The organism is Steroidobacter cummioxidans, from assembly GCF_003104955.1.
Genome location: NZ_LSRW01000002.1, coordinates 28,001 through 53,569 on the forward strand (window position 1 = coordinate 28,001; position 25,569 = coordinate 53,569).

Annotated in this window: 22 protein-coding genes; 6 read left to right on the forward strand and 16 right to left on the reverse strand. The window is 61.9% G+C overall.

Features of this window, described 5'->3' with window-relative positions; genetic code table 11:
- Positions 1–12: 12 nt before the first annotated feature.
- The 4 genes from xylB to D0550_RS00705 all read left to right on the forward strand — a co-directional run bounded on the left by xylB (position 13) and on the right by D0550_RS00705 (position 5,236).
- Positions 13–777: a D-xylose 1-dehydrogenase gene (xylB, locus tag D0550_RS00690; RefSeq protein ID WP_116807173.1), complete on the forward strand. Its 765-nt coding sequence runs from the start codon at positions 13–15 to the stop codon at positions 775–777.
- Between the two features lie 32 nt (positions 778–809).
- Complete coding sequence (locus D0550_RS00695; RefSeq protein WP_116807174.1) at positions 810–1,679, forward strand: SMP-30/gluconolactonase/LRE family protein; 870 nt, start codon at positions 810–812, stop codon at positions 1,677–1,679.
- Positions 1,669–3,441, forward strand: coding sequence for an IlvD/Edd family dehydratase (locus tag D0550_RS00700; RefSeq protein ID WP_116807175.1), 1,773 nt, complete (start codon positions 1,669–1,671; stop codon positions 3,439–3,441). The genes D0550_RS00695 and D0550_RS00700 overlap by 11 nt, the downstream gene beginning before the upstream one ends.
- A 133-nt stretch (positions 3,442–3,574) precedes the next feature.
- Positions 3,575–5,236, forward strand: coding sequence for an alkaline phosphatase family protein (locus tag D0550_RS00705; RefSeq protein WP_161965567.1), 1,662 nt, complete (start codon positions 3,575–3,577; stop codon positions 5,234–5,236).
- On the opposite strand, the gene D0550_RS00710 is transcribed toward D0550_RS00705, so the two are convergent.
- Complete coding sequence (locus D0550_RS00710) at positions 5,237–6,625, reverse strand: C13 family peptidase (protein ID WP_116807177.1); 1,389 nt, start codon at positions 6,623–6,625, stop codon at positions 5,237–5,239.
- A 73-nt stretch (positions 6,626–6,698) separates the two neighbouring features.
- On the opposite strand from D0550_RS00710, the gene D0550_RS00715 reads away from it, so the two are divergent.
- The gene (locus tag D0550_RS00715) at positions 6,699–7,367 is read left to right on the forward strand and encodes a DUF2459 domain-containing protein (protein ID WP_116807178.1); all 669 of its coding nucleotides are present in this window, start codon (positions 6,699–6,701) and stop codon (positions 7,365–7,367) included.
- A 3-nt stretch (positions 7,368–7,370) separates the two neighbouring features.
- Here the strand turns inward: D0550_RS00715 and D0550_RS00720 are convergent, their stop codons facing one another.
- The 11 genes from D0550_RS00720 to D0550_RS00770 form a co-directional block, all read right to left on the reverse strand.
- Positions 7,371–7,934, reverse strand: a complete 564-nt coding sequence (locus D0550_RS00720; RefSeq protein ID WP_161965568.1) for a BON domain-containing protein — start codon at positions 7,932–7,934, stop codon at positions 7,371–7,373.
- Positions 7,935–8,051: 117 nt separating this feature from the next.
- The gene (locus D0550_RS00725) at positions 8,052–9,431 is read right to left on the reverse strand and encodes a sugar porter family MFS transporter (protein ID WP_116807180.1); all 1,380 of its coding nucleotides are present in this window, start codon (positions 9,429–9,431) and stop codon (positions 8,052–8,054) included.
- Positions 9,428–10,606 carry a hypothetical protein gene (locus D0550_RS00730; protein ID WP_116807181.1) on the reverse strand — a complete coding sequence of 393 codons (1,179 nt, stop codon included), beginning with the start codon at positions 10,604–10,606 and terminating at the stop codon, positions 9,428–9,430. The genes D0550_RS00725 and D0550_RS00730 overlap by 4 nt, the downstream gene beginning before the upstream one ends.
- A gap of 11 nt (positions 10,607–10,617) precedes the next feature.
- Positions 10,618–11,289 carry a D-lyxose/D-mannose family sugar isomerase gene (locus D0550_RS00735; protein ID WP_116807182.1) on the reverse strand — a complete coding sequence of 224 codons (672 nt, stop codon included), beginning with the start codon at positions 11,287–11,289 and terminating at the stop codon, positions 10,618–10,620.
- Between the two features lie 36 nt (positions 11,290–11,325).
- On the reverse strand, positions 11,326–13,290 hold the full coding sequence (locus D0550_RS00740) for a bifunctional aldolase/short-chain dehydrogenase (RefSeq protein WP_116807183.1): 1,965 nt from the start codon (positions 13,288–13,290) through the stop codon (positions 11,326–11,328).
- Entirely contained in the window at positions 13,287–13,988 is a 702-nt protein-coding gene (locus tag D0550_RS00745; protein WP_116807184.1) for a ribulose-phosphate 3-epimerase, read from the reverse strand. The genes D0550_RS00740 and D0550_RS00745 overlap by 4 nt, the downstream gene beginning before the upstream one ends.
- Before the next feature lies 1 nt (position 13,989).
- Positions 13,990–14,883, reverse strand: coding sequence for a 3-hydroxy-5-phosphonooxypentane-2,4-dione thiolase (gene lsrF / locus D0550_RS00750; RefSeq protein WP_116807185.1), 894 nt, complete (start codon positions 14,881–14,883; stop codon positions 13,990–13,992).
- On the reverse strand, positions 14,876–16,891 hold the full coding sequence (locus D0550_RS00755) for an alpha-ketoacid dehydrogenase subunit alpha/beta (protein ID WP_116807186.1): 2,016 nt from the start codon (positions 16,889–16,891) through the stop codon (positions 14,876–14,878). Before D0550_RS00755 ends, lsrF begins: the two co-directional genes overlap by 8 nt.
- Positions 16,891–17,121 carry a biotin/lipoyl-containing protein gene (locus D0550_RS00760; RefSeq protein ID WP_161965569.1) on the reverse strand — a complete coding sequence of 77 codons (231 nt, stop codon included), beginning with the start codon at positions 17,119–17,121 and terminating at the stop codon, positions 16,891–16,893. The genes D0550_RS00755 and D0550_RS00760 overlap by 1 nt, the downstream gene beginning before the upstream one ends.
- A 14-nt stretch (positions 17,122–17,135) precedes the next feature.
- Positions 17,136–18,089: a carbohydrate kinase family protein gene (locus D0550_RS00765; RefSeq protein WP_116807188.1), complete on the reverse strand. Its 954-nt coding sequence runs from the start codon at positions 18,087–18,089 to the stop codon at positions 17,136–17,138.
- Positions 18,090–18,092: 3 nt separating this feature from the next.
- Positions 18,093–18,953 (reverse strand): class II fructose-bisphosphate aldolase, encoded by an 861-nt coding sequence (locus tag D0550_RS00770; protein WP_116807189.1) that lies wholly within the window; start codon positions 18,951–18,953, stop codon positions 18,093–18,095.
- Between the two features lie 151 nt (positions 18,954–19,104).
- Between D0550_RS00770 and D0550_RS00775 the strand changes: the two genes are divergently transcribed.
- Complete coding sequence (locus tag D0550_RS00775; protein WP_116807190.1) at positions 19,105–19,992, forward strand: MurR/RpiR family transcriptional regulator; 888 nt, start codon at positions 19,105–19,107, stop codon at positions 19,990–19,992.
- Between the two features lie 5 nt (positions 19,993–19,997).
- Here D0550_RS00775 and D0550_RS00780 read toward each other — a convergent pair whose 3' ends face one another.
- From D0550_RS00780 to D0550_RS00795, 4 genes are all read right to left on the reverse strand, one after another.
- The gene (locus tag D0550_RS00780; protein ID WP_116807191.1) at positions 19,998–20,621 is read right to left on the reverse strand and encodes a trimeric intracellular cation channel family protein; all 624 of its coding nucleotides are present in this window, start codon (positions 20,619–20,621) and stop codon (positions 19,998–20,000) included.
- 81 nt (positions 20,622–20,702) lie between these two features.
- Positions 20,703–21,434 carry an endonuclease/exonuclease/phosphatase family protein gene (locus D0550_RS00785; protein ID WP_116807192.1) on the reverse strand — a complete coding sequence of 244 codons (732 nt, stop codon included), beginning with the start codon at positions 21,432–21,434 and terminating at the stop codon, positions 20,703–20,705.
- Between the two features lie 86 nt (positions 21,435–21,520).
- Positions 21,521–24,073 carry a polynucleotide kinase-phosphatase gene (locus tag D0550_RS00790; protein WP_116807193.1) on the reverse strand — a complete coding sequence of 851 codons (2,553 nt, stop codon included), beginning with the start codon at positions 24,071–24,073 and terminating at the stop codon, positions 21,521–21,523.
- Between the two features lie 2 nt (positions 24,074–24,075).
- A complete protein-coding gene (locus D0550_RS00795; protein ID WP_116807194.1) occupies positions 24,076–25,482 on the reverse strand; it encodes a 3' terminal RNA ribose 2'-O-methyltransferase Hen1 in 1,407 nt (468 codons plus the stop codon).
- Positions 25,483–25,569 lie beyond the last annotated feature (87 nt).

Consider the following 25,569-nt stretch of genomic DNA (forward strand, 5'->3'; position numbering starts at 1 on the left):
CTCAGCTCACTTATGTCTCACACTGTCTATCCATCGCTTCGTAACAAGCGCGTCGTCGTCACCGGCGGCGGCTCGGGTATCGGCGCAGCCATCGTCGAATCGTTCGTCCGTCAGGGCGCGCGCGTCGCGTTTCTCGACATCGCCGACGACGACTCCAAACAACTGGAGCGTGAGCTGGAATCCAGCGCCGCGCCGCCTCGCTACTATCGCTGCGATCTGAAGAGCATCGACACGATCCGCGAAACGTTTCCTCGGATTCGCGCCGACCTGGGCGGTGGCATCGACATCCTGGTGAACAACGCGGCCAATGACGATCGTCACGCGCTGCAGGAAATCACCGAGAAGTACTGGGACGAGCGCATCGCCGTGAACCTGCGCCACCTGTTGTTCTGCTCGCAATTGGTGGTCGATGACATGAAGGCGGCCGGCGGCGGCGCCATCGTCAACCTCGGCTCCATCTCCTGGCACCTGGCGCTGCCAGATCTGACGATCTACCAGACCGCGAAGGCCGGCATCGAAGGCCTGACCCGCTCGCTGGCTCGCGACTTGGGATCATTTGGCATTCGAGTGAACTGCGTGGTCCCGGGCGGTGTGCGCACACCGCGCCAGATGAAGCTGTGGCACACGCCGGACGAAGAGGCGCGCATGCTCGGCCTTCAGTGCATCAAGGCGCGCGTCGAGCCGCACGACGTGGCCAACATGGTCGTGTTCCTGTCGTCGGATGACGCCCGCATGTGCACGGCCCATGAGTATTTCGTCGACGCCGGCTGGAGATAAGCCGGCAGAACTCTCACTGCACGGACTGGACGATGAACAAGGTCGATTGCGTCTGCGCCGTCGGCGCCCAATTGGGTGAAGGTCCGCTGTGGTCCGCGCCGGAGCAGGCCGTCTGGTTCGTCGATATCAAGGGCCGCCAGATTCATCGCTTCGACACTCGGGGCAGCGTATTGAATTCGTGGGCGGCGCCGGAGGAAGTCGGCTTCGTCGTCAAAGCGCCCCACGGCCGCTTCATCGCCGGCATGAAAAGCGGACTTTATTCCTTCGATCCGGTCAGCGGCGGCTTCAACTCGATCGCCCGCGTGGACTCCGACAAGCCACGCAATCGACTCAACGATGGTTACGTCGACAGCGCCGGTCGCTTGTGGTTCGGCTCCATGGACAACGCCGAGTCGCAGCCGACCGGCTCGTTGTATCGTTTCGACAAGCGCGGCCTGCGACGCTGCGACGAGCAGTACGTCATCACTAACGGCCCGACGGCCAGCCCCGACGGTCGCACGCTGTATCACGTCGACACCCTGGAACGAGTCATCTACGCGTTCGATCTGCACGACGGCGAGCTCAGCAACCGTCGCATTTTCACTCGCATCGAAAAGCCCGACGCCTATCCGGATGGCCCGGCCGTCGACGCCGAGGGCTGTGTGTGGATCGGGCTGTTCGGCGGCTGGGCCGTACAGCGCTTTGCTCCGACCGGCGAGCTGTTGCAAACCATCGAAATGCCCGTCGCCAATTGCACCAAGGTTGCCTTTGGCGGTAACGACTTACGCACTCTGTACATCACCACTGCATGGAAGGGCTTGTCGAAAGAACAGCTCGCCACGCAACCGCTCGCTGGAGGCTTGTTCGCGACCCGCGTCGGCACGCCCGGCGTGGCTCCGAATGAGGTTCGCTATGACGGCTAAGCGCCGCTTCCGTTCCCAGGATTGGTTCGACGCTCGCGATCACATCGACATGATGGCGCTGTATCTGGAGCGCTTCATGAACTACGGGCTGACGCCGAAGGAGCTGACCAGCGGCAAGCCCATCATCGGTATCGCGCAGAGTGGTAGCGATCTCACGCCGTGCAATCGCATCCACGTCGATCTGGCCACGCGAGTGAAAGAAGGCATCCGCGATGCTGGCGGCATTCCGATGGAATTCCCCACGCATCCGATCTTCGAGAACTGCCGCCGCCCGACCGCGGCACTGGATCGCAATCTCGCCTATCTCGGACTCGTTGAAATCCTGCACGGTTATCCGCTCGACGCGGTCGTGCTGACGACTGGCTGCGACAAGACCACGCCGGCCGCGGTAATGGCGGCGTCGACCGTCGACATTCCTGCGATCGTGCTGTCCGGCGGCCCGATGCTCGATGGCTGGTTCGAAGATGAATTGGTCGGCTCCGGCACCGTCATCTGGAAGAGCCGTCGTCGCCTCGCAGCCGGTCAGATTACCGAACAGGAATTCCTCGATGCCGCCGCTGCGTCGGCGCCCTCGCCCGGCCACTGCAACAGCATGGGCACGGCATCGACGATGAACGCCGTTGCGGAAACCCTCGGCCTCTCATTGCCGGGCTGCTCCGCGATTCCCGCGCCGTATCGTGAGCGTGGACAGATGGCGTATGAAACCGGCCGTCGCGCTGTAGAAATGGCATTCGACGATTTGCGCCCGTCGAAGATTCTCACGCGCGAATCGTTCCTTAATGCCATCACTGCAATCGCGGCACTCGGTGGCTCAACCAATGCGCAACCGCATCTAACTGCAATGGCACGTCACGCGGGCGTGGAACTGCATCCGCAGGATTGGACCCGGTACGGTCATGAGATTCCGCTGCTGCTCAACATGCAGCCCGCAGGAAAATACTTGGGCGAGCGCTTTCATCGCGCCGGCGGCGTGCCAGCCGTTCTCCATGAGCTCATCGAGGCCGGCAAGCTGCACGCCGACACGATGACAGTGACCGGTCGCACGTTGCGAGAGAACGTCAAAGGCCGTGCGAGCCGTGACCGCGAAATGATCACAACCTACGACAAGCCGTTGCGCGAGCGCGCTGGCTTCGTCGTGTTGAGCGGCAATCTGTTCGACTTCGCGATCCTCAAAGCGAGCGTGATCACCGATGATTTCCGGCGCCGCTATCTGGGTGAGTCGGGACACGACAATGTGTTCGAAGGTCGCGCAGTGGTATTCGACGGCTCCGATGATTATCGAGCTCGCATCAACGATCCGGCGCTGAATATCGACGAGCGCAGCGTGCTGGTGATTCGCGGGGCCGGCCCGCTCGGCTGGCCCGGCTCCGCTGAAGTCGTGAACATGCAGCCGCCCGATGCGCTGCTGAAGCGTGGCATCACCAGCTTGCCGACCATCGGCGACGGCCGGCAGTCCGGCACTTCCGACAGCCCGTCGATTCTCAACGCCTCTCCCGAAAGCGCGGCCGGCGGCGGGCTCGCGTGGCTGCGAACCGGCGACATCATTCGCATCGATCTGAACCAATCGCGCTGTGACATGCTGGTCTCGGACGAGGAGATCGAGCGGCGCAAAAAGGATGGCATTCCTGCAGTGCCTGAGAGCGCGACGCCATGGCAGGAACTGTATCGCGCCACCGTCAGCCAGCTCGATACCGGCGGCGTGATGGAAATGGCGCTGAAATATCGGCAAGTGGGCAAGAAGACGCCGCGACACAATCATTGAGCGGCGCGCTCACTCGACCCTGTTAAATTACGTTCACCTGACGCAGCCGGCCGCCCGCCGTAAAATGGGCGGCCTGGCCGGTCGTTGCACGTCGGCCAGGCAAATCGAAAACGTCACAGTTGCCTGCCTATCCATGAATTCACCGTCCCGCTCGGCAATCGCGCGTTGCCTGTCCGCCAGCGTATTCGTCGGATCGCTCCTCGCAGCTCCGCTGCACGCAGCCGAAGCACCGCATCCCAAGCTCGTCGTCACCATCGCGGTCGACCAGTTCTCCGCCGATGTGTTCACCGAATACCGTCCGCTGTATCAAGCTGGGTTGAAGCGGCTGGCCACCGGCGCGGTGTTCCCCAAGGGACACCAGAGCCACGCATCCACTGAAACCTGTCCCGGTCACTCCACCATCCTGACCGGCATGCGCCCGGCACGGACCGGCATCATCGCGAACGACTGGCAGGACCCGCTGCTGCCGCGGACCATCAACGGCAAAGAAACGTTTGCGGTCTATTGCGTCGATAAACCCGGCCCGGCGGGGGGCTCGGCGGACAAGCAAGTCATTTCCCCCGATTCCTTGCTGGTGCCGACGCTCGGCGATCGCATGAAGGCACGCGACCCGGCCACGCAGGTGGTCTCGATCGCCGGCAAGGATCGATCCGCGGTGATGCTCGGCGGTCACCACGCCGATCTGACACTGTGGTGGACCCCAGCGGGCTTCGTCACATATCCCGACAGGGCATCCAATATTCCCAAAGAGATCGCCACTACCGTCAACGCCAACGTCGTCAGGTCCTACGGCCAACCTTCGGTGCTGAAGCTGCCGCCCGCATGCGCCCCGAAGTCGCGCGAAACCAAGGTGACTGACGAAATTTCCATCGGCACGCTGAAGAATCTGCCGGCGCACTCCAAACGCTGGCGCGCGACGCCGGCGATGGATGCGTTCACCGTCGACGCCGCGCTCGCCGCAGTGAAGAGTTTCAATCTCGGCGGCAAGCACTCCACCGATCTGCTTGCCGTGAGCTTTTCAGGCACCGACTACGCCGGCCATTACTACGGCACTGAAGGTGCCGAGATGTGCACACAGCAACTCGCGCTCGATCAATCGATCGGACGCCTGCTGGCCGGCCTGGACAAGACCGGCATCCCGTACGTCGTGGCAATGACCGCCGACCATGGCGGCATCGACACCACGGAAAGAAACAAGCAGCGCGGTGTCACCGAGGCAGCGCGACTCGATACGAATCTGCTCGCTGCCAATGTCAGCAATGCGATCCAGAAGCATTTTCCCAGCCTGCCCAAGCCCGTGCTGCTCGGCGGCCTGGAGTTCGCCAACGATGTTTACTTGAATGCGGCGATCCCAGCAGACCGCCGTGCCGAGGTCCTGCATGCCACCGCTCAGCACTATCGCAATCACCCACAAGTGGCGGTGGTGTTCACGAAGAATGAGCTGATTGCAGCCGAGCCGCCGTCGGGCCCGGTCGATGAATGGACCCTCCTCCAGCGCGCCAAGGCCAGCTTCAATGCGCAGCGCTCGGGCGATCTGGTGGTGCTGCTGAAGCCCTACATCTCCCTCTATTCGCTGCCCAGGAACGTGGATACGGATTACACCGCGTCGCACGGCTCACCGTGGGGTTACGACCGTCGCGTGCCGCTCGTGTTCTGGTGGAAAGGCATCGTCGGCTTCGAGCAGCCGGTAGCCGTAGAAACTGTGGATCTCGCGCCGACGCTGGCGAAGCTCATCGGGCTGGACGTGCCCGCTGGCGAATTCGACGGGCGCGCATTGCCCGTCGTGCAGCCCTGATCAGCTGCGGTCCTTGGACATCAAGGCGAGCTGCTTTTCCAACTGCTCGCCGAAATACGCCTGCGGCAAGGACGCCTTGACGCCCTCCTCCTCCTCGCGTTCGGCAATCGACACCTTGGCCTTGTCGAACGCATCTCTCAACGAGGTGGCGTCCGGCAAAGCATCCCGATAGAACGCTTCGCCGAAATAGGTGAGATCGCGATCGTCGGCGCAGCCGAACGAGGACCTGTCAGGCGCAGCGGCGGTAATAAGGATCGTGTTCTCGCTTTTCAGCGGCTCGATGAACGCTCCGGCGTGACACGCGGAGATCACGATCACGCGCCACTTGATGCCGGACTCGCGCAGCGCTTCGGCCAACATCTCACCCGTCAAATCGCGCAATGGCAGAGAGCCGTTCATCACCGACAGCAGCGGGTCTTCCGAGCCGTGCGAAGACAAGGCCAGGAACAAGACATCGCGGTCCAGATGCATCTTCGATGCAACGCCCTTCAGCGCATACGTCAGTGCGGTGCCACTGGCGAGCGGATACTTCTCCAGCGAGCGACGATCGTTGATCAACAGCAGGGTGCGCAGGGTCGTGTCATAGCGCTTCGCGAAACGCTCAGCCGCAAACTGGATTTCCTCGGCGAAAACTTTCTGCTGACCGTAACCGGCAAAGCCGACGAAAAATCCGACCGGCGCGTCACCCGCTGGGCGCACGAGCTTCGCGACGGACGCATCTATGCGTGCGGATTGCTGGAATAGGATGGGCTCAGCAGCATCCCAATTGCCCTGATCCGCGTACTCCCCCTCGGGATCGTCACCAGACGTCCACAGCATCGGGTTTACATACAGAGCATCGCCCAGCCACACGGCGAGGACGGCCACGCCGGCTCCAGCCATCGTGGCAAAGAACTGTCTGCTTCCCGCGATAGAACGCAATCCGATCAAGCAGTAGACGGCGGCATAAAGCGCCACCCCCAGGAGCGCCAGCAGGACCCATCGCTCTGGCACAAAGCGCTCGATAACGAATTCTGCAATCACGATTACTGGCGCAAGCAGCGCCAGCAGCGAGCACGCGCGCGCTACGGATACCGCTGGACGTGAGATCAGCGCCAACGCGACCGCCACCAGCAAGGCTGCCAGCACGTACCAAGTAACGGACGGTAAGTCGTAGGGAAAGAATCGTGCGTTCGGCAGGTTGTTCAGCCAATCGAATCCGGCCCATAACGCGAACGCAACGAGCGCCGGAAAGGCAATCGAAGCGGCGCTGCCTGTAAGAACTGTGCCGTCCGCAGGCCGCAATGTCAGCAGACGAAGGGACTCGCGCAACCACGACGGCTGGCGCGCAGTTGCGGCCGAGCCAGGTGAGGTGTCGGACAGCGGCGGAGATTCTGTTTCGGGAAGCATTCCTGCTCAGCTTATCAGCCCCCGCCCGGGGCAGATTGCCGCTTCAGTCACATTTAATGTAGCGTGGCGAGGAATGACCTTTACCGTTCGCCAACTGATGTCGTTGCTTGCCACGGCGCTGCTGGCAGGCATGCTCTCGGGCTGCGCTGCCAACGAAGCCTGCTACGAGCCGGCCACGCCGGGCGATTCTTTGCACACGGTGTATGTGGTCAAGCGCGCCTGGCATACCGGCGTCGCGGTCGCCGCTGCAGATTGGCCGAATCGCGACTGGTCCGTGCTCGCCGACTTTCCCCATACCCGCTATCTCGAGTTCGGTTGGGGCGATGCTCGCTTCTATCAGTCGCAGGCGGAGGAACAAACAGGATGGTCGGCACTGCGCGCAGCACTCTTCTCGACGGCCAGCGTGGTCCACGTCATCGGCTTCGACCAGCCCACGCCAGACGCGCTACTCGCCGATGAGATCATCGAGGTGCGACTTTCGGCGCAAGGGTTGCGGAATCTCACCGCATCGATCGAAGCAGAGTTCAAGGACGCCGCGCCCAGATCGATTGGCGTACCGCTGCGTGGCACGCCGGAGCCGAACAAGTTCTACTATGCCAAGCGACGTTTCTTCTTTCCGCGCATGTGCAATTGGTGGACCGCTCAGCGCCTGCACGACGGCGGCTGTCCGATTGCAGCATGGACGGTCGTTTCACCCAACAGAGTCGTCAGGGAAGCCAAGGGCTTTGCGGGCGCCCCTTGAGCGTCACTCCGGCGGTAAGCGCCGCTCGTGCTCTTTGGTCAGTGCAATATTGTTCTCGACATCGCGAACACCAGGCACGGCACTCGCCGCATCGCCAGCACGAACCTTCTCCTCCACACTCGTCACAAAGCCGCTGAGCTGAACGACGCCTGCGCTGACTTCGACATTCACATCGCTTTCGCCATCGAGCCGAGCATTGCTCAGGCTGCTGCGGACTCGAGCTGCGATCACCGTGTCGGGCGCCGGCTGCTGGGGCGCCAGCCGAGCGTCATTGCGAACGGTCAGGTCATTGCGAACCTCAGCAACGCCCGCGACCGAGCGAGCACGCATCAGCGCCGCGGATCTCGCATCTTCGGACCCAACGAAACCGCTCAGTTGGACGACGCCATTGCGCGTCTCGACTTGGATATTGCGCATCTCCGCGCCACGAGCGGTAGTCAGTGCTGACTTCACCTTCGCAGTCAGGGCACTGTCACTTACAGCTTGAGATTCGGCACCGGCTGCGGCAGCGAATGGGAAGATGGATAACACGAATACGATAAAAACGAACTCTCGCAGGTGACGCATAGGCCGATCTCCGCTCGCAGACGGGCTGCGATGTAGTGGGAATGAGTCAGCCAAATCGAAGTTCCCCCGGCAGGGGAAAGTGCGCATCGTGCTTGTAAGAAATCGACCGCAGCCCTACTAAGCTTCGCGGGCGGCGGGTGCGACCACGCCGCTGTCAGCGCCCTCCGTCGTGCCCAATCGTCGCTGGATGTCTTCGAGTCTGACGCCACTGGTCTCGGGGAAGAACACCAGCACGACCAGGAACTGCAGGATCACCATGACCAGGAACATGAAGAAAGGGCCGGACTGCGATTGGGTCGCGACCACTGGAAAAGCGGCGGACACGATCGCGTTCATGATCCAGTGCGTCGAGCTGCCCAGACTCTGGCCCTGCGCACGCACTCGATCGGGAAAGATTTCGCTCAAGTACACCCAGATGACGGCGCCTTGCGAAAACGCGAAGAACGCAACGTAGCCAACCAGGAACACCAGCAACGTTTGCTGATACTGCTTGATCTGGAAGATCGTCGCGATGGCGGCCAGGCAGATGGCCAGTCCCACCGAACCCACCAGCAACAACGTGCGCCGACCGAACCGATCGATCAGACTGAGCGCAATGATCGTCGCGATCAGCATCGTCGCACCGACCGCCACTGCCTGCGCGTTCTGCGAGGTGCGATCGAAGCCGGCCATCTGAAAAATATCGTTCAGATAATAGAGGACCGCGTTGATCCCGATCAGCTGGTTGAACATGGCCAGCACCAGCGCCAGCATGATCGGACGGCGGTAACGCCACTGAAACAACCGATCGGCGCTCGGGCTCGCATCCGCCTTGAGCGACATACGGATGTTCTCCAGCTCGGCAAGCGGCTGCTCCGAACCGAGCTTGTGCAGCACCTGCTCGGCTTCCGAAAAGCGATCTTGCGCGACCAGCCACCGCGGACTCTGCGGAATACCGACCAGCATCAAGAGAAACAACGCTGCGGGCGCAGCGGCAACTCCCAACTGCCAGCGCCACTCCAGATCGCCGAACACGAACATTCCGATCACGTAGTTCGACAAGTACGCGAGCAGGATGCCGCCGATGATATTGATCTGAAACGCGCCCACCAATCGCCCACGCCACGCAGCAGGCGCGATCTCAGCGATGTAGACCGGCGCGATCACGGATGAGCCGCCCATGCCGAGGCCGCCAATGAAGCGAAAGATCAACAGCCAGGTCCAGGACGGTGAGAGCGCGCAGCCCAGCGCGGAGATGAGATAACACGAGGCGAGAATCAACAGACTCGTACGACCGCCGAGCACTCGGCCCAGCCAGCCTGCCGCCATGGCGCCCAGCACCGTTCCCCAGAGCGCGGCCGAGACCGTGAGGCCCAATGCAGTCGGCGACAAACCGAATACCTTGGTCAGTCCTTGCGTTGATCCGGCGATCACGGCCGTGTCGAAGCCGAGCAACGAGCCGCCGAGCGCGGCTACGCAGACCGTGCGGATCAAGGTACCGTTGAGCGTGTTTGTCATTGTATTGCGAGCCCCGGTAAGGTTCCCGAACGCAGGAAATCGAGGTGACAATGGACTGCCACCGCCGCTCCCGACTCCGCGCGCAGCACGATGCTGTTATCTCTCCAATGGCCTTCGATATCGGCGACGCAATCAAAGTCCGCCGGAATGCGCGCAACGCCCTGGAGGTAGAAGATCGACAGTCGGCCGTGCGCGTCCGGCCGCAAGCAGGTGGGGATGCCTCGCGCATTCAAAGGATTGTCGCGACTCGAAGCAGCAAGCCCCGCATGGAAATAGGCCGTAATGTCTTCGATGCCCATGACATTGACGTGCCGCCCATTCCACGGCGGGAAATGCCGCCCGCCATTGGAGAACCACAACAAGGTCGAGGCGAGTTGTTTGGGATCACGCAACGCGAACCAAACATAGCGCTGCTCCGGAAACGTCACGGCCGACCAAGCGAACTCCTGCGCCGGATCCGCGCATAGAATCGCCAGATCCTCAAAGCCGCGTCGCGCGGGATAGCGGCACAAATCTGTGGTCGACCCATCGATACAGGGCGCGGCGTGCAGATCGACGATCTCCTCGTCGGTCTTCAGCCACGAATAGCCGCGCTCTTCAGGTCGAGCGGTGGGCTCGACATACGTTCGTGCATGAATCAACGAGCTAAACGAAAGTCGCGCCGCGCCGTTGCCCGCCGGAAATGCCAGGGTCGCGTGATGACCTGGATTGATCGGCCCGGTCAGTCCCGAGAGATCATGCCGTTGGTAGACGATCGACTGATTTGTGAGCAGTGCGGTGGTTGCCTGGCATTGGTCTCCTTGCAGCGGCATGTCGACGCCCAGCCGCAGCCAACAACCCTCATTTGTTTCCTGGCAATCGATTTCACGCCAATCGCGATTCGCAGTCTCGCCATGCGGCGGCAACCGCTGACCTCGATACGGCTCGCCATTCTCACCAAACGCCGAGCAGAACCAATCGCCACGCAGTGCTCGAAGCATAGGCGGCACGTCCGAGGGCAATGATTCTTCTGCCCACGGCGCAACCGCATAGGGCCGGATCGGCTCTTCGTCCCTCGGAAAGAAAATCACCGGCCCCAGCATGCCACCGGTGCGCGTCACCGCCAGCTCAACCTCCCGCGTCCCCAGCAGGAATGAGTCCTGACCTTGAATCTTGACGGAGGACTCGAATGTCATGCGGCACCGAGTCAGTATTCAGTACACAGCTTGTGCGTTACCGGCACGTCTTCATCGATGGTGGGAAAGCGTCCGATCTGCGCGTAGAAGGAGTTGTCCGTCTCATCGTCATTGACGGACGAGACCTCGCCGACGATAGACGTGCCGGTGCCTTCCTCAGCCCAGAACTCGTGATACAGGTACGGCGTCAGCGTGATGGAATCGCCGGGCTGCAACCGAAACGTATGGCCGGCTTTGACACGATGGCGCACGCCATCGAGCGAAACCTCGACGTCCGAATCTGCAAGCTTGCCTTCAGCGCCGCGGTTGAACAGACGAATCAGCAGATTGCCGCCTGACTTGCAGATGATGTCCTCGGACTTGAGGACGTGGTGATGCATCGGCGTATGCTGATTCTCCCGGATCACCAGGATCTTCTCGGCATAGGGCTTCTTGTTGTAGGGAACGACTTTGTGATGCCCGTTGCGCACGGTGAAAACGACCAGACCGACTCTGTCGAAATCCCCTGAGCCGAAATCGGTGATATCCCAGCCGAGCTTGCACTGGCGGATCTCGTCGCATTCCTCACCCTTCGCCGCCCACTCGCTGGGGCTCCAGTAGGCGAACGGCGGCAGGCGGATCTGATGCTCGTGCAGCAGCGCGATCGCGCTGTCGATCAGCGCGTTGATCTCGGACCGTTTCATCCTTCCCCCTCGGCACCATCGTGCCGACCTTCGCCTTCAGATGACTCGCTCGTTGCCGCCATCTACGGGAATCTGCGCGCCCGTGGTTCGGGAGAACCTCGGCCCGCACAGCTCCGCGGCAAGCTCCGCCACATCCCTGCTAGTTACCTCGACCTTGAGGACATTATTTGTTTTATATTCGTCAACGCTTAATTTGTAAGATGCCGCCCGGGCCGCCAGCACTTCGGGCGTCCAGATCGCTGTATCGAACACTGCATTCGGATGCACGCAATTCACGCGAATGCCATCGCTGCCCCATTCCAGCGCCGCGACTCGTGCCAGCTGTTGCATGGCTGATTTGGAAGCCGAGTATGCAGCCGCTCCGGGGCCAGGTGCAGCGACGTTCTTGGATCCGATGATGACCACCCGCCCGCCGCGCGGCGCAAGCTTCAACAATGGATGACACTCCCGCATCAGCACCAGATTTGCATCCAGATTGATACTCATGGTCCTGCGCCACACATCGGTGGCCATCGCGGCGATGGGGGAGCTCTTAGGAAAGATCCCGGCGTTCAACACCAGCATGTCGACCGAACCGAAAGTGCGCACGGCCTGATCGAGCGCTGCGCCGATCTGCTCCTCATTGGTGAGGTTACATTCGATGCCCAGATAGTTCTTGCGTTCGTACAGCTGCGTGACTGCCGGCGCCACATCCAGGCCAACGACTGCTGCACCGCGCGCAAGCAGCGCATCGACGCAGGCCTTGCCGATTCCCGATGCCGCGCCGGTCACCAGCGCAACCTCTCCCAGGAAAATCGACTCGGGATCGGGCTTTGCCAGCTTGGCGCGCTCCAGATCCCAGAACTCGACATCGAAGAAATCCCTGGCCGGCAGCGCCTTCCAACCGCCGAGGTGCTCGGCGCCCATGATGATATCGATGGTGTGCCGATAGATATCCTCAGCGATGCTGGCATCCTCAGCACTCCGGCCCAGTACCGCCATGCCAAGCTCTGGATCGAGAATCACGCGGGGCGCGGGGTCGACGACCGCCAATTGGCGTCCTCCCGAGTACGCACGCATATAGTCCTGATAGGACGCCGCGTACGCCGCCACATCGCGACCCACCATCGGGACACGCTTGGTACGAATGACGTGATCTGGCGTCACCCCGCCACGCTGCGATAACTCAGTCACATCGGGACGGCGGGCGAACCCCAGAGCCTGTGCGTCCGTACGCACAGCCATCACCATCGGCATGCCGGCGGCGCGACTGACTTCGCGACGCAGCGCTGCTACCTCGACACGGGGCACAGATTTCACCGTTTGAGCTGGCCACTCCACCCGACCGGCGCCGTGCGTCTCCAGGTAACGCTCCGCCCGAGAGACCAGATCGATCATTCGCTCGTAAGAAACTTTCGCGGTATCGCCGAATGTGAACAGTCCGTGGTGCATCAGCACGACGCCGATGGTTTCACGCGTCGCCTCTTTGGAAAGAATCTCACGGCACAACCGCACCAGCCTGAAGCCCGGCATGGCGTACGGAATGATCACGACCTGGGTGCCGTAGATCTCCTGCAATCGCTCGAAGCCATTGCGTGAGTTCATGACGGCAATGAGCGCGTCGGCATGCGTGTGATCGACGAACTTCTGTGGCAGCAGAGCGTGCAGCAATGTTTCCACTGATGGCGCCGGCGCGGAGGCGCGCGTCAACGACAGCTTCAGCTCGCTCTCCAGGTGTTCGTCTGACAACTCGGGGAGACTCACCAGTCGCAACAGCCGCCGCAGGCGACACGGCGAGAAGCCCGCTGCATCGATCGTGGCCAGATTCGCGCCGCGTCCTTTGACGTAGAGTACGTCGTCGGACTCGCCGAAGACGTTTGGCTCGAGTAGCTTCACCGATGTGTTGCCGCCGCCATGGAGCACCAGCGACGGATCGCTACCCAGCAGGCGCGAGCTGTACACCCGTTGCCCCAACAGTCCCTGGAAGCGGGCCGCGTCCTGATCGTCCCACAAACTGTTCATCGCAACGCGCCCTGCATGGCCTTAGCATTCTCCAACGGCGTTTTGCCATCGAAGACCGCGCTGCCGGTCACGATGATATCGGCGCCGAGCCGGGCAATATTCCCAATGTTGTCGCGAGTGACGCCGCCGTCCACACAGATCAAAGCCGTATCTCCCAGACTTTCCCGCAGCCGCTTGACCCGTTCGCAGGTCGACGCGATGAACTTCTGACCGCTCCACCCCGGATTCACCGCCAGCACCAGCACCATGTCGAACTCGCCCGCCAGCGGCTCGAGCACTTCCAGCGGCGTGCCCGGATTCAAAGCGATGCCACGCACGATGCCGCGATGGGGGTCGTTCGCATTCGTCATCCTGCCCAAAGCCTGCAGCACGCGATGGCTGTGACGAGTGGACTCAGCATGGACTGTGATGATGTCGGCACCGGCAGCGACGAACGCGTCCAGCTTGCTCAGTGGGTCTTCGATCATCAGGTGCACGTCTTTGAGCAGACGTGTCTTGAGGCCAGCAACGACCGGCGGGCCCATGGTCAACATGGGGCAGAACACGCCGTCCATCACATCGAAATGCAGCAGGTCGACCCCTGCACCTTCGATGAGTCGCAGCTGCGAGCCCAGCGTCATCCAGTCCGCCGTGAGCACACCAACGCTGATCTGAGGCGCCGACGCGCGCAATCGATCAACGAGAGGTGCTCGAGCCATCTCAATGCACCTTGGACTCTTCGCTTCGCAGCGTGAGGAACAGTTCGTGCGCGTCTTTGGGCTTGAGGCCGTTGTGCACGACCTTGTGGATGGCCTGCATCATGGCGCGCGGCGCATCGCTCTGGAAAATATTGCGGCCCATGTCGACGCCGGCGGCGCCGCGTTGAATCGCGTTGTACGCCATGGTCAGCGCCTCGAACTCCGGCAGTTTCTTGCCACCCGCCATGACGATAGGCACCGGGCACGAAGCCGTCACCGTTTCGAAGCCCTCGGCGCAGTAGTACGTCTTGACGATCTGCGCACCCAACTCGGCACAGATGCGACAAGCCAGGCGAAGATACTGAGCATCTCGCGTCAACTCCTTGCCCACCGCGGTGACCGCCATCGTCGGAATGCTATAGCGCAAACCCATGTCGACCAGCCGGGTCATGTTGTGCACAGAGTGCGTCTCGAACTGACCGCCGATGAACACCTGCGTGGTCAGCGCCGAAACGTTCATTCGAATGGCGTCTTCGATGTCGACCGCCAGTTCTTCGTTCGACAGCTCCTTCAGAATGCTCGGGCCACCGCTACAACGCATGACGATCGGCTTGTTGATCGCCGGCGGCACGGTGGTTCGCAGAATGCCGCGCGTGAGCATCAACGCATCGGCCATGGGCATGAGCGGGACAATGTTCAGATCCACGCGCTCCAGGCCGGTGGTCGGTCCTTGGAAATAGCCATGATCGATGGCCAGCATGACCGTGCGTGCCGTTTCGGGATTGAAGATGCGCGCCAGGCGATTCTTCATACCCCAATCGAGCGAGCCGGCACCGCGCAGAAAGAACCCAGGCGTGCGCATCGGCACGTCCTCGTGGAAATTCTTCGCTTCTCTGAGTGCTTCTGTATCAGCCATGGCTCTCCTCCAATATCTGGCGCACGCCCGTCGAGATGCGCGCCACGTCGGGGCGATACGCGTTCTCGAGCACAGGGGTGAAGGGAACAGGAACATCCGGCGAGGCCACGCGAGTCACGCGCACTGACGGCCAACGCTCGGCGATGCCCGCGGCGATTTCGGCGCCAACACCGCCAGTGACCGGCCCCTCCTCCACGATCACTGCGTGACCGGTCTTGCGCACCGATGCGCCGATCGTTTCCCAATCGATGGGGGACAGACTGCGCACGTCGATGACTTCCGCATCGAACTCATCGGCCGCCTGCATCGCGTAGTGGACCATCAAGAGCCAGGCGAGCACGGTGACTCGTTTGCCTTCGCGACGAATCGCAGCCTTACCAATGGGCACGACGTAGTCTTCCGCTGGAACGTCACTCGACGCGTCGACCGCGCCACCTTCGGCGCGCGCGCCCTTTGATCCGTATAACAACTTGTGCTCGAACATGAGCACGGGATTGCCGTCGCGGATCGCGGCCTTGAGCAGCCCTTTGGCGTCATAGGCATTCGAGGGCGCAACCACTTTCAACCCGGGCACGCCCGTAAAGTAGCGCTCCATGTTTTGCGCATGCTGCGAGCCTCGGCCCGTCGCGCCGACCGGCGCGCGCATGACCAGTGGAATGCTGATCGTTCCGCCGGACATGTAACGGAGCTTGGCCGCGTTGTTGATGATCTGATCGCTGGCCAGGAACAGGAAATCGCCATATTGCACGTCGGCGATCGGCCGCAGGCCCATCATGGCCGCCCCGGTGGCCAGGCCGAAGAAGCCGAGCTCCGCGATCGGTGTGTTGATCATCCGCTCGGGGAATTGCTTCTCCAGACCCAGCGTCACCGTAAACGCACCACCCCATCCTCCCGGCACCCCAATATCCTCACCGATGCAGAACACGCGCGGATCGGCAGCCATTTCTTCGGTGATGCCTTCGCGCAGCGCTTCGGCGATGCCGAGACGTCGCGTTGACCCACCTGCGCTCACGACGGGGTTTACTTGTTCACTGAGCGCAAATGACCGCGGCGACGCCTCGGCAAAAACGTATTCGGTCAGGCCGCTCGCACTCGGATGAGGCGCGACCTTCGCACGCTCGACCGCTTCGGCGAGCGACTTCTGAATGCGGGTGGCAATCAGCTCATGCTCTTCCGACGTGAGCTGAATCCGTGCAGCGAACCGCTCGATGGGATCGCGCTGAGCCCATGCCTCGCGCTCATCCTTCGGTTGGTAGTGACAGGGATCGCGACGCGAGTGACCGGTGCGACGATAGGTCAGCAGCTCGAGCAGCACCGGACCTTTGCCGGCCCGACAGTCGGCGACAGCTTTCTGCGCGGCTTCATACACAGCCAGCACATCGTTGCCATCCACGGTTTCGCCGCGGAATCCATAGGACTTCGCGCGATCCGAGATGCGCGAGTTCTTCATCACCAGATCGACATGCGTCGAAGCGCCGTAAAGATTGTTCTCGCAGACCAGAATGATCGGCAGGTTCCAGATGGCGGCCATGTTGACGCCTTCATGGAACGCACCCTCGGCGATGGCGCCGTCACCAAAGAAGGACGCCACCACCTGCGGCTTGTTTTCCAACTTGAATGACAGCGCCATGCCAGCGGCCAGCGGAATGCCACCTGCCACGATGGCGATCCCGGGGACCATCCCCTTGTTCATGTTGCCGACGTGCATCGAGCCGCCGCGGCCTTTGCAGCAGCCGGTCTCGGCACCGAACAGTTCATCCATCAGCTCTTGTGGCGCCAGCCCCTTCGCCAGCGCGTGACCATGACCGCGAAACGTCGAAGTGATCCAGTCGTCGGGCGCCAGCGCCGCGCATACACCGACAGCAGTCGCCTCCTGGCCCTGACACTGATGAATCGTCCCGGGCATGGTGCCTTCGAGGAACAGGAATTTGACCGTATCCTCGAACTCGCGGATCAGCACCATCCGCTCATACATATCCAGCAGGAATTTGCGGTCGTAGCCTGACATCAGCTCACCTTGATGGTCGCGATGACAGTGCCGACGGCCACCTTCTGTCCCGACTGCACATGAATGGTGGTGAGCGTGCCGTTGGCGATGCACTCCACTTCCTGGACCGCTTTGTCGGTCTCGATCTCGAGCAGTGCCTGGCCGCGCTTAACGGCGTCGCCTACGTTGGCGAGCCAACGGGTGATGCCCAGCTCCACGCCTTCGTTGGTGGCGAGATCCGGCATCTTCATGTTCACGTCCATCGTCAGCGACCCTCGGTAACAGTCAGCGGGTGTTCGAATACAAATGCTTCTGCTTCAGCGGCAGTGAAAACGGAGTCAGTCGTGCCCGCCGCCCTGGTGGCCGACGCGCCGACGGCGCTCGCATAACGAAGGGTTTGCGGCAGATCCCAGCCTTGCAGCAGGCTGCGGATGACGCCCGATGTGAAGGCATCACCCGAGCCGGACGGGTCGATCACATCCATGCTGTAGGCGCCGCAGGTCCACAACTTTCCATCGCGTGCCGCCACGGATCCGCCACCACCTCGAGTGACAATCACGGTGTTTGCACCCGCATCGGTCAGCGCGCGCAATTGATCGAACGGATCCGCGAGCCCGGTAAAAGCGCGGGCCTCGTCATCGTTCGGCAGAAACACATCGATGAGCGGCAGCAACGGCTTCAACTGCGCCAGCCCCGCCTGACCGTGCGGGACGACCACATCGACGACGGTTTTGATTTGGGCTTCGCGGCAGAACGCCAACAGCGCCGCGAGTTTCGAGAAATCGATGCCCGGCAGAGCGAACAAGCCGCCGAGATAAAACACCTTCAGCGACGTCAACCATTGATAGGAGATCTGATCGATGGTGAACGCACTGTTGGCGCCAATCACATGCAGATAACGACGATCCTGCCCTTCGATCAACAGAATGAGGGTGCGGCTGGTTGGCTGCTGCTCGGCACGTACCACTCGCGAGCAACCGATGTCGTGCCTGGCGAAGGTTTTCAGCAAGGCGTCGCCGGATCCGTCGCGCCCCACGCAGCCCGCGAGATCGACGGCGATGCCCTGCTTGGCAAGATCGATGGCCACATTGGCCGCACATCCGCCCGCCCGCACCGGCATGTCATCCAGTGCCAGCAACGCGCCTTCCGGCGGCAACGCCGCGAGCGGACCACAGAATGTGTCTTCGACCAGCAGCCCTGCACAGCCCACATCCGGCATAGCTCAAGCCCTACCGCAGCACCCGAGAAGCTCGATTCGCTCGAGCACCGCGTCCTTCACGACATGACGTCCGATGACCATCAGATCGGTATGGCTGCCATCGCCGAGCAGTGCATGCGGATTCGGCTCGGCGGTGGCCAACGCCTCGCGGATCACTCGAAGATACTTCTGCTTCATATAGGTGCCGTAGTTGATCTTTCTGACACCCAGATGGATGGCGGCCTTGATCGAGTCGTCCTCGATGCCGGTGCCGCCGTGTAGCACCAGAGGCACATCGAGCCGCCGGCCCACCGCTTCGAGACGGCTCAGGTCCAACGGCGAGCGCCCTTCCAGTTTGATTTCTTCGTTGCCCACACTGATGGCAAGCAGATCGACGCCGGTGTCTGCCACGAACTTCGCGGCACCTTCGGCGTACGCAACGCTGTCGAGCTCATCGGCTTCGAAATCCGCTTCCACCGCGACCTGACGGCTGTGGGCCAGCGCGGTAAGCCGCTTCACCCGACGGGTGTAGTCCTCCAGCGGCGCATGCGGATCGGCGGGCATGACCAGGTTGAAGCCTGCCCCGATCGCCTGCTCCACCCAGGCATCGTTCGGACATTCATTGAAGATGAAGCCGACCGGCACATTGGCCTCGGTGGCTGCCGCCCGGCCCAGCGCGGCATATAAACGCAGTTCCTGAGCCGAGGCGTTCTGCCGTTCCGCCAGCCATTCGCCATTGAAACCGATGATGACGGGCGAACGGGTTGCCTCGGCCGCATCGATCACCCCCTGCACGGACTCCAGACTCCAGCTTTCGAAATAGCCGAGCGCATAGTCGTGGTGACGTGCGTGTTGCATCAGGCGAGGAATCGATTCGAGCGACATGGGAAAACCCGCGTTGACGAAGGCTCTGGAACTGGTGAACTAGCCCTGAGCTACGACTGAACTATGTTCACAAATAATGTCGTAGGACTGAATTTGATTCAAAACTACGCGGCCGCTGGTGCCCTGTCAAGGCTGCCCATAGAATGGTCGTGTGCGACGCAAGAACTCATTATCAAAGGCAGCGACTGACACGCTTGGCGACGGCCGGCGGCCATTGCTGACCTATATCAAAGGCAGCCTCGCGTCCCTCAATCCGACAGACCGGTTGATTGCAGACTGTGTGCTCGCCGATCCGGAACGGGTCATCACCTCGTCGATCGCACAGTTGAAAGACGACTGTGGCGCCAGTGTCGGCGCCATCGTGGCGTTCTGTCGTCGCGTCGGTGTAACGGGCTTTACCGAATTCAAGATCGCACTGGCCCGGGACCTGGCGCAGTCGGGCTTGCCGGCCGGACAGGCGCCGGAAAGCGGCTCGACCCTGGAGAAAGTGTTTCAGGTGCATGCCCAGAGCCTGACCGAGACGCTGCAGATCAATCCGACCGCGCAGTTCGAAAAGATCGCGCAAGTGATCGACAGGAGCCGGCGCGTGGAGCTGTTCTCCATCGGCCTGTCCTATCCGGTGGCTCACACCGCGTACTGCAAATTCCTGCTGCTCGGACTGCAGGCGTCGGCCCACTTCGACTCGCACATTCAGCTCATCGCCGCCACCCAGCTGCAGAAAGGCGATGTTGCCATCGGCATTTCGTTGTCGGGCACGACTCGCGAAACCGTGGAATGCCTGGAGGTCGCCAAAGCCAAGGGTGCCACCACCATCGGCCTGACCAATGCCATGAAGTCGCCGATCACGACTCATAGCGATTACTGTCTGTATGCGACGCCCAGCGAGATCAAATATTTCCAGGCGCCGCTCGCCTCGCGCGTGACCCAGCTGGCGTTGATCGATGCGTTATTCGTTTTCCTGGCGCTGAAACACAAGAGCCGGACCGCAGCCAGGCTGCAGTCCTCGGGTGAGGAACTGATCAAGCGCCGGGTCGAGTGACGCGCTCACTTCTGCGGCGGCTGCTGAAACGCCTTCGGCAACTGCCAGCCACGCTTGATCGCCAGCACGCGCACTACAAAACAAAACGCGGCTCCGCCCAGGGCGGTCGGTAACGGCGGCACCCCGAGCTGATCGCCCAACACCACGACCGTCGCACCGCCGAGCGCCGCCACCGCGTATAGCTCGGCACGCAAAACCAACGGAATCTGCGCCAGCAGAAGATCGCGAACGACGCCACCACCGATGCCGGTCAGCATGCCGAACAACGCCGCCATCACTGGATTGAGCTCGAACGCCAGCGCTTTCTGAGCGCCTGTCACCGCGAACAGAGCCAGACCCGCAGCGTCGAACATGCGAACTGGATTCGCCATGCGCTCGATGGCCGCGTGCCATCGGAATGCGATGATGCCGGCCACCACCGACGTAGCAAGATACCGCCAATCAGTGATTGCCGCCGGCGGTGTGGCACCCATCAAAACATCACGCGCGATGCCACCAGAGCACGCCGCCGCGAACGCCAGCACGAGGATGCCGAAGATATCCAACTGCCGCCGCGCCCCCGCCGTCGCGCCAGCGAGCGCAAACACGAAGGTGCCGGCGAGATCGAGCACCAGAATCAGGGTCTTCATGGTTGTGCTTGCAAGCAATCACCGGGTGAAATGAGGCGATTGGCCGGTCGAATCGCCTCAACTATTGAGGTGATTGTCGTCTCACGGCCCACGCCGAGCGACCTGCGCCAATATTCCTTTATGGTCGCTGATCCCCTCGAGTACCTGTACTTCGGTCACCGCATACTCGGGCGTTGAGAAGATGGTATCGACCGCCAGCTCCAGTGCGCCGGCATAGTGGAACTTGGGATCGATGGTCGTGGTGACGTCAGCCGGCAGGTGGTCGACGAGACCCAGCTCGTCAGTGAACTTTGAAAAGAGCTCCCCGCCGCGGGGCGCGTTAAAGTCCCCACACAGCAAATAGTCCGAGTACGACCGCAATGCCTGCTTGAGCCTCGCGAAGTCCGCGAGTTGCTCGTCCGTAGTTGCACCGGCCATCGACCAGGTGAAATGGGTGGTACCGAATCGATAGAGCCGCCCGTCATGCTGCAACTCCGTCATGACCAGCATGCGTCGCGGGTCATTCGGCTCATTGAAGATGCGGATACGCGGGTCGTCGGCGTAGTAGATGACGGTTTGGTTGAGCACCGGGACCCTGGTCAGGACGGCCACTCCCCAGCTGCGTGGGCTGGTATTGCCCGCCTCTCCCTCGGGCATGAGCGTGCTGATGGCGTACTTCACCTGATAGCTGCCGACTGCCGCGAGTTTCGCGCAGTCCTTTTCGAATACTTCCTGTAAACAGACTACGTCAGGCAGGTGCGTGCCAATCGTCTGCGCCACTCGATCGAGGTGCCGATCGTGCTCGATATTCAGGGTCAGTAACTTCAGCGGCATGGGCGTGAAGGTACGCGAGCTCGGGCGAAAAAGAAAACGCCGGCAGTCATGGCGCCGGCGTCAGCGACGGCATCTCGGTTCGCAGCCTATAGCCGAGGATCGACGGGCTCGCTTTCCATCGCGAGCACGCCGAAGACGCACTCATGTACGCGGCGTAGCGGCTCGCACTGGACGAAGCGCTCGAGCCCCTCCACGCCAAGCGCGAACTCGCGCAGTGCCATGCTCCGCTTCGTGGACAAGCCGCGGTCACGCAGGCGCTCCAGTAATTCGGGGCGCGAGTACTCGGGCCCGTAAATGATGCGCAGGTATTCGGGGCCGCGTGATTTGATCGCCGGCTGCAGAAGACCACGCTTGCCGGGGGCAACGAAATCCAACGGCTTGACCACAATGCCCTCGCCGCCGGAGCCGGTAAGCGTTTCCCACCATGCAAATAAGTTCTGGACCGCCTCCGCATCGGCGAGATCGACCACGCGCACCGGCGTGGCAACGAGCCCCTGCGGATCATGACCGGCAAGTTCGGCCAAGGTCTCCATGTGCCAGGCATGAGTCTGGTCGAAATAGGTCTTCCCCTCGCTGGCGAGCAGATGAAAAGGCGCCACTCGGATGTCGGCGACGGTCTTCACTGGCCAGCAGTACTGGCGATACGCGTTGACGTACCGCTGCACGAGCTCGCCGCGCTCCATGAAGGAATTTGCGAGGCCGTCGACGTCGAGTTTGCGCTCGGCCGCTTGCTTCAACAGCTCGTTGGCGGCGCCCACGGCCGCACGTGCGGCCGTCCCGGTTGGCGCGTATTGGACGCGCAAGAGATCCTCGGCTTTCACCGACCAAGGCATCACCTCGCAATCGAGGCAAAACCACGACGTCTCAAAGCGATCCCAGAACTGTGCCGCATCGAGTGCGCGACCGACGCGATCCAGGAGCTCGGATTCCATGTTGCCGGTCGTGAAGAATCGACGCCCCGTGCGCGTGTAAATGATTCCGCGGCCCTCGCCGGTCACACCGAAGCGAGACCGCGCAGCCGCCTCGTCCCGGCAGATCACCATGACGGCTCGCGAACCCATGTGCTTTTCTTCGCAGACGACAGATCGGACGCCGTTCTTGGCGTAGTACTCAAGCGCCTGCTCGGGGTGCTCGAGAAGACCCGCTCGCGTGGTGGTCTCGCTCGGTGACATTGTCGGCGGCAGATAGATCAGCCATTTCGGATTCGCCGCAAAGCGACTCATGACCTCGAGCGCTGCCGCCGCGTTTTCCTCGCGGACAGTGATGTTGCGGTAGAGCCTCGTATCAATGATGCGCTTGCCAAAGACGTCCTCGAGATCGAGCAGATCGTCCTGCGCTTGCTGAGCAGTGAGCGTTGCGGGCACCACGGGCTGCAGCGGTCGAATTGGCTCGTAATACATCTTCTTGGCCGGGACCGAGACGAGCTCTCGCTCCGGATACCGCAAGGCTGTGAGTTTGCCGCCGAAGACACAGCCGGTGTCGAGGCAGATGGTGTTGTTGAGCCATGCCGCCTCGGGTACCGGTGTGTGGCCGTACACAACCATCGCGCGACCGCGGTAGTCCGCCGCCCAGTTGTAGCGCACGGGCAAGCCATACTCGTCCGTCTCACCGGTGGTTTCGCCGTACATCGCGAACTGGCGAACGGCACCGGAGCCGCGCCCGTGCATCTCTTCACGCAGACCGGCGTGAGCCACAACCAGCTTGCCGCCGTCGAAGACGTAATGACTCACGAGCCCATCGAGGAACTCCGCCGCAAACCTGCGGAACTCTTCTGGCTCACTCTTGAGTTGCTCCAGGGACTCCGCAAGGCCATGACTGATCTTCACGTCACGCCCCCGCAGAGCCCGAGCAAGCTTCACGTCGTGATTGCCCGCGACACAGAACGCCGCGCCGGACTTGACCGCGTCGCTCGCGAGTCGCACTACACCGGGTGAATCTGGTCCGCGGTCCACGAGATCGCCGACAAACACAACCTTTCGACCTTGCGGGTGTGAGATCGAGTACCGACCGTCTTGCGTGGTCACCTGATAGCCGAGCACGCCAAGCAATTCGAGCGTCTCGCTCAAGCAGCCGTGAATGTCCCCGATGATGTCGAAGGGACCTGTCTCAGTCTTCTTGTTGTTCCATAGCGGCTCTCGCCGGATCGTCAAGCCATCGAGCTCCTCGGGCGAACGGAACACGTGGACGTGCCGGAAGCCTTCACGTTCGAGGCCGCGAATCGATTTGCGCAGCTGGCTCGCCTGATTGCGGATAACGTGTTCGCCGAACGCACGATCAGCACGGCCGGCATTGCGGTCGCGACACAGCCGCTCCGGCATGTCGAGCACGAGCACCACGGGTAGGCAGTGATACTGGCGAGCCAGAGCAATGAGTGGTTTGCGCGCCTCAGGCTGGACGTTGGTCGCGTCCACGACTGTGAGCTTGCCTGCACTCAGCCGCTTACTCGCGATGAACTGCAGAACCTCAAACGCGTCTTTGGTCGCGGCCTGATCATTTTCATCGTCCGACACGAGGCCGCGGCAGTAGTCCGACGAAAGGATTTCCGTCGGCTTGAAATGCTTGCGGGCAAAACTGGACTTGCCGGCGCCGGACACGCCGACCAACACGACCAGCGCGAGTTCTGGGATCTTTATTTCCACTGTCAGCGCACCCGGAAAATCGCCATCTGCGTCGGGGGGCCCAGCTCAGGATCGACGGGACCTACGGGCGCGAAGCGGACCTCGTAGCCGTTGCGAGTCGCGACCTCGCCAGCCCATGTTTCGAATTCCGCGCGAGTCCACTCGAAGCGATGATCGGGATGACGGAATTGCCCTGCAGGAAGACTCGGAAACCTGGCGTTGTACTCAACATTCGGTGTCGTGAGGATCACTGTTGCCGGCTTGGCGCTGCCGAACACAACGCGTTCGAATGCCAGCAGCCTGGGCGCATCCAGGTGCTCCACGACCTCGATGATGGTTGCCGCATCGAAGCCCTGCAGGCGACGGTCCCGGTACATGAGCGAGCCGTGCAAAAGTTTGATCTTGTCCCGAATCGCGGGCCCAAGGCGGGCGAGTTCGAGACGCTCCTCAGCAAACTCGAGTGCTCGCAGCGAAACGTCGACGCCGACGATCCGGTCGAGCTGGCGCTGGCGCAACAGCTCGCGCAGCAACTTGCCCTCGCCGCAGCCAAGGTCCACCACGGACTTCGCGCCGGCCTCGACTACTGCAGCTACGACAGTGTTGATGCGTTGCTGGTTGAGACTCAGCGACGCTTCCAACACATCTTCACGGCCCGTTGGCTTCCCGGCGACCGGCACATCGTCCGTATCGGCTTCGAGCGGGGTCAGCCGCTCCATCGCCGCACGCGCAAGGCTCTTGCGGTACTTGAGGTAGCGCCGGGCGATTTGCTCTTTCGCTGGGTGGTTGGGCAGCCAGTCGGCTCCGCGGCGGAGCAGCTTCTCGACTTCATCGTCGCCGACCCAGTAGTGCTTCTCGTCGTCGAGCACGGGGATGAGGACGTAAAGGTGATTGAGCAGCTCCTGCAAGCGTAGCGTGCCACTCAGGGTTACTGAGAAATAGCGGCTCTCGCCCCAGTTCGGAAACCTCTCATCAAGCGACCAACGCTCCGTGGCGACGATGTAGCCGAGCGGCTCGAAGAGCTCGCGGATCAACGCCTCACCACCGCGACTGGGGAGGACCGGGAGCTTCACTTCGAGCGGGATGACGCTGGCCGCGAGCTCGGGACGATCCTTCGATCGGCCAGTCATTGCTGTGCCGAATACATCCGCAAGAGCAACGCTGATGAACGATGAGGCGACGTACGGGCGATCGCTCACGTACTGGCCCAGTTGTCCGGCGTCACCGGCGGGTCCAGAACGTCTCCGCACCAATCCCACGGGATCGACATCGACAAGGAGGCAGACGGTGCACCGCTCAGCCGTCGCCTCGGGATAGAAAACTATCGCGTGGCCGAAGCTCTGCTCGAAGCGGTGGACGCGAGCTGGGTTCTTGTGGAGGAGATAACCCAGGTCGGTCGCCGGATGGGCGGTTGTCGAAATAGTCAGCAGCATGGGCCGTCGGTCCGATCGACTCTGCAGATGTCCCAATAAAAACACCCCGCTGTTACGCGGGGTGCGAATATCGGCCGGGTTAGTCCC

What these genes read in the sequence shown, in the direction of transcription:
- D0550_RS00740 (WP_116807183.1), bottom strand. Translation starts at nt 13,290, where the DNA reads ATGAACAGTTTGTGGGACGATCAGGACGCGGCCCGCTTCCAGGGACTG.
- D0550_RS00705 (WP_161965567.1), top strand. Translation starts at nt 3,575, where the DNA reads ATGAATTCACCGTCCCGCTCGGCAATCGCGCGTTGCCTGTCCGCCAGC.
- D0550_RS00735 (WP_116807182.1), bottom strand. Translation starts at nt 11,289, where the DNA reads ATGAAACGGTCCGAGATCAACGCGCTGATCGACAGCGCGATCGCGCTG.
- D0550_RS00725 (WP_116807180.1), bottom strand. Translation starts at nt 9,431, where the DNA reads ATGACAAACACGCTCAACGGTACCTTGATCCGCACGGTCTGCGTAGCC.
- D0550_RS00710 (WP_116807177.1), bottom strand. Translation starts at nt 6,625, where the DNA reads ATGCTTCCCGAAACAGAATCTCCGCCGCTGTCCGACACCTCACCTGGC.
- D0550_RS00795 (WP_116807194.1), bottom strand. Translation starts at nt 25,482, where the DNA reads ATGCTGCTGACTATTTCGACAACCGCCCATCCGGCGACCGACCTGGGT.
- D0550_RS00745 (WP_116807184.1), bottom strand. Translation starts at nt 13,988, where the DNA reads ATGGCTCGAGCACCTCTCGTTGATCGATTGCGCGCGTCGGCGCCTCAG.
- D0550_RS00730 (WP_116807181.1), bottom strand. Translation starts at nt 10,606, where the DNA reads ATGACATTCGAGTCCTCCGTCAAGATTCAAGGTCAGGACTCATTCCTG.
- D0550_RS00755 (WP_116807186.1), bottom strand. Translation starts at nt 16,891, where the DNA reads ATGTCAGGCTACGACCGCAAATTCCTGCTGGATATGTATGAGCGGATG.
- D0550_RS00765 (WP_116807188.1), bottom strand. Translation starts at nt 18,089, where the DNA reads ATGCCGGATGTGGGCTGTGCAGGGCTGCTGGTCGAAGACACATTCTGT.
- lsrF (WP_116807185.1), bottom strand. Translation starts at nt 14,883, where the DNA reads ATGGCTGATACAGAAGCACTCAGAGAAGCGAAGAATTTCCACGAGGAC.
- D0550_RS00770 (WP_116807189.1), bottom strand. Translation starts at nt 18,953, where the DNA reads ATGTCGCTCGAATCGATTCCTCGCCTGATGCAACACGCACGTCACCAC.
- D0550_RS00715 (WP_116807178.1), top strand. Translation starts at nt 6,699, where the DNA reads ATGACCTTTACCGTTCGCCAACTGATGTCGTTGCTTGCCACGGCGCTG.
- D0550_RS00780 (WP_116807191.1), bottom strand. Translation starts at nt 20,621, where the DNA reads ATGAAGACCCTGATTCTGGTGCTCGATCTCGCCGGCACCTTCGTGTTT.
- D0550_RS00695 (WP_116807174.1), top strand. Translation starts at nt 810, where the DNA reads ATGAACAAGGTCGATTGCGTCTGCGCCGTCGGCGCCCAATTGGGTGAA.
- D0550_RS00785 (WP_116807192.1), bottom strand. Translation starts at nt 21,434, where the DNA reads ATGCCGCTGAAGTTACTGACCCTGAATATCGAGCACGATCGGCACCTC.
- xylB (WP_116807173.1), top strand. Translation starts at nt 13, where the DNA reads ATGTCTCACACTGTCTATCCATCGCTTCGTAACAAGCGCGTCGTCGTC.
- D0550_RS00720 (WP_161965568.1), bottom strand. Translation starts at nt 7,934, where the DNA reads ATGCGTCACCTGCGAGAGTTCGTTTTTATCGTATTCGTGTTATCCATC.
- D0550_RS00700 (WP_116807175.1), top strand. Translation starts at nt 1,669, where the DNA reads ATGACGGCTAAGCGCCGCTTCCGTTCCCAGGATTGGTTCGACGCTCGC.
- D0550_RS00760 (WP_161965569.1), bottom strand. Translation starts at nt 17,121, where the DNA reads ATGAAGATGCCGGATCTCGCCACCAACGAAGGCGTGGAGCTGGGCATC.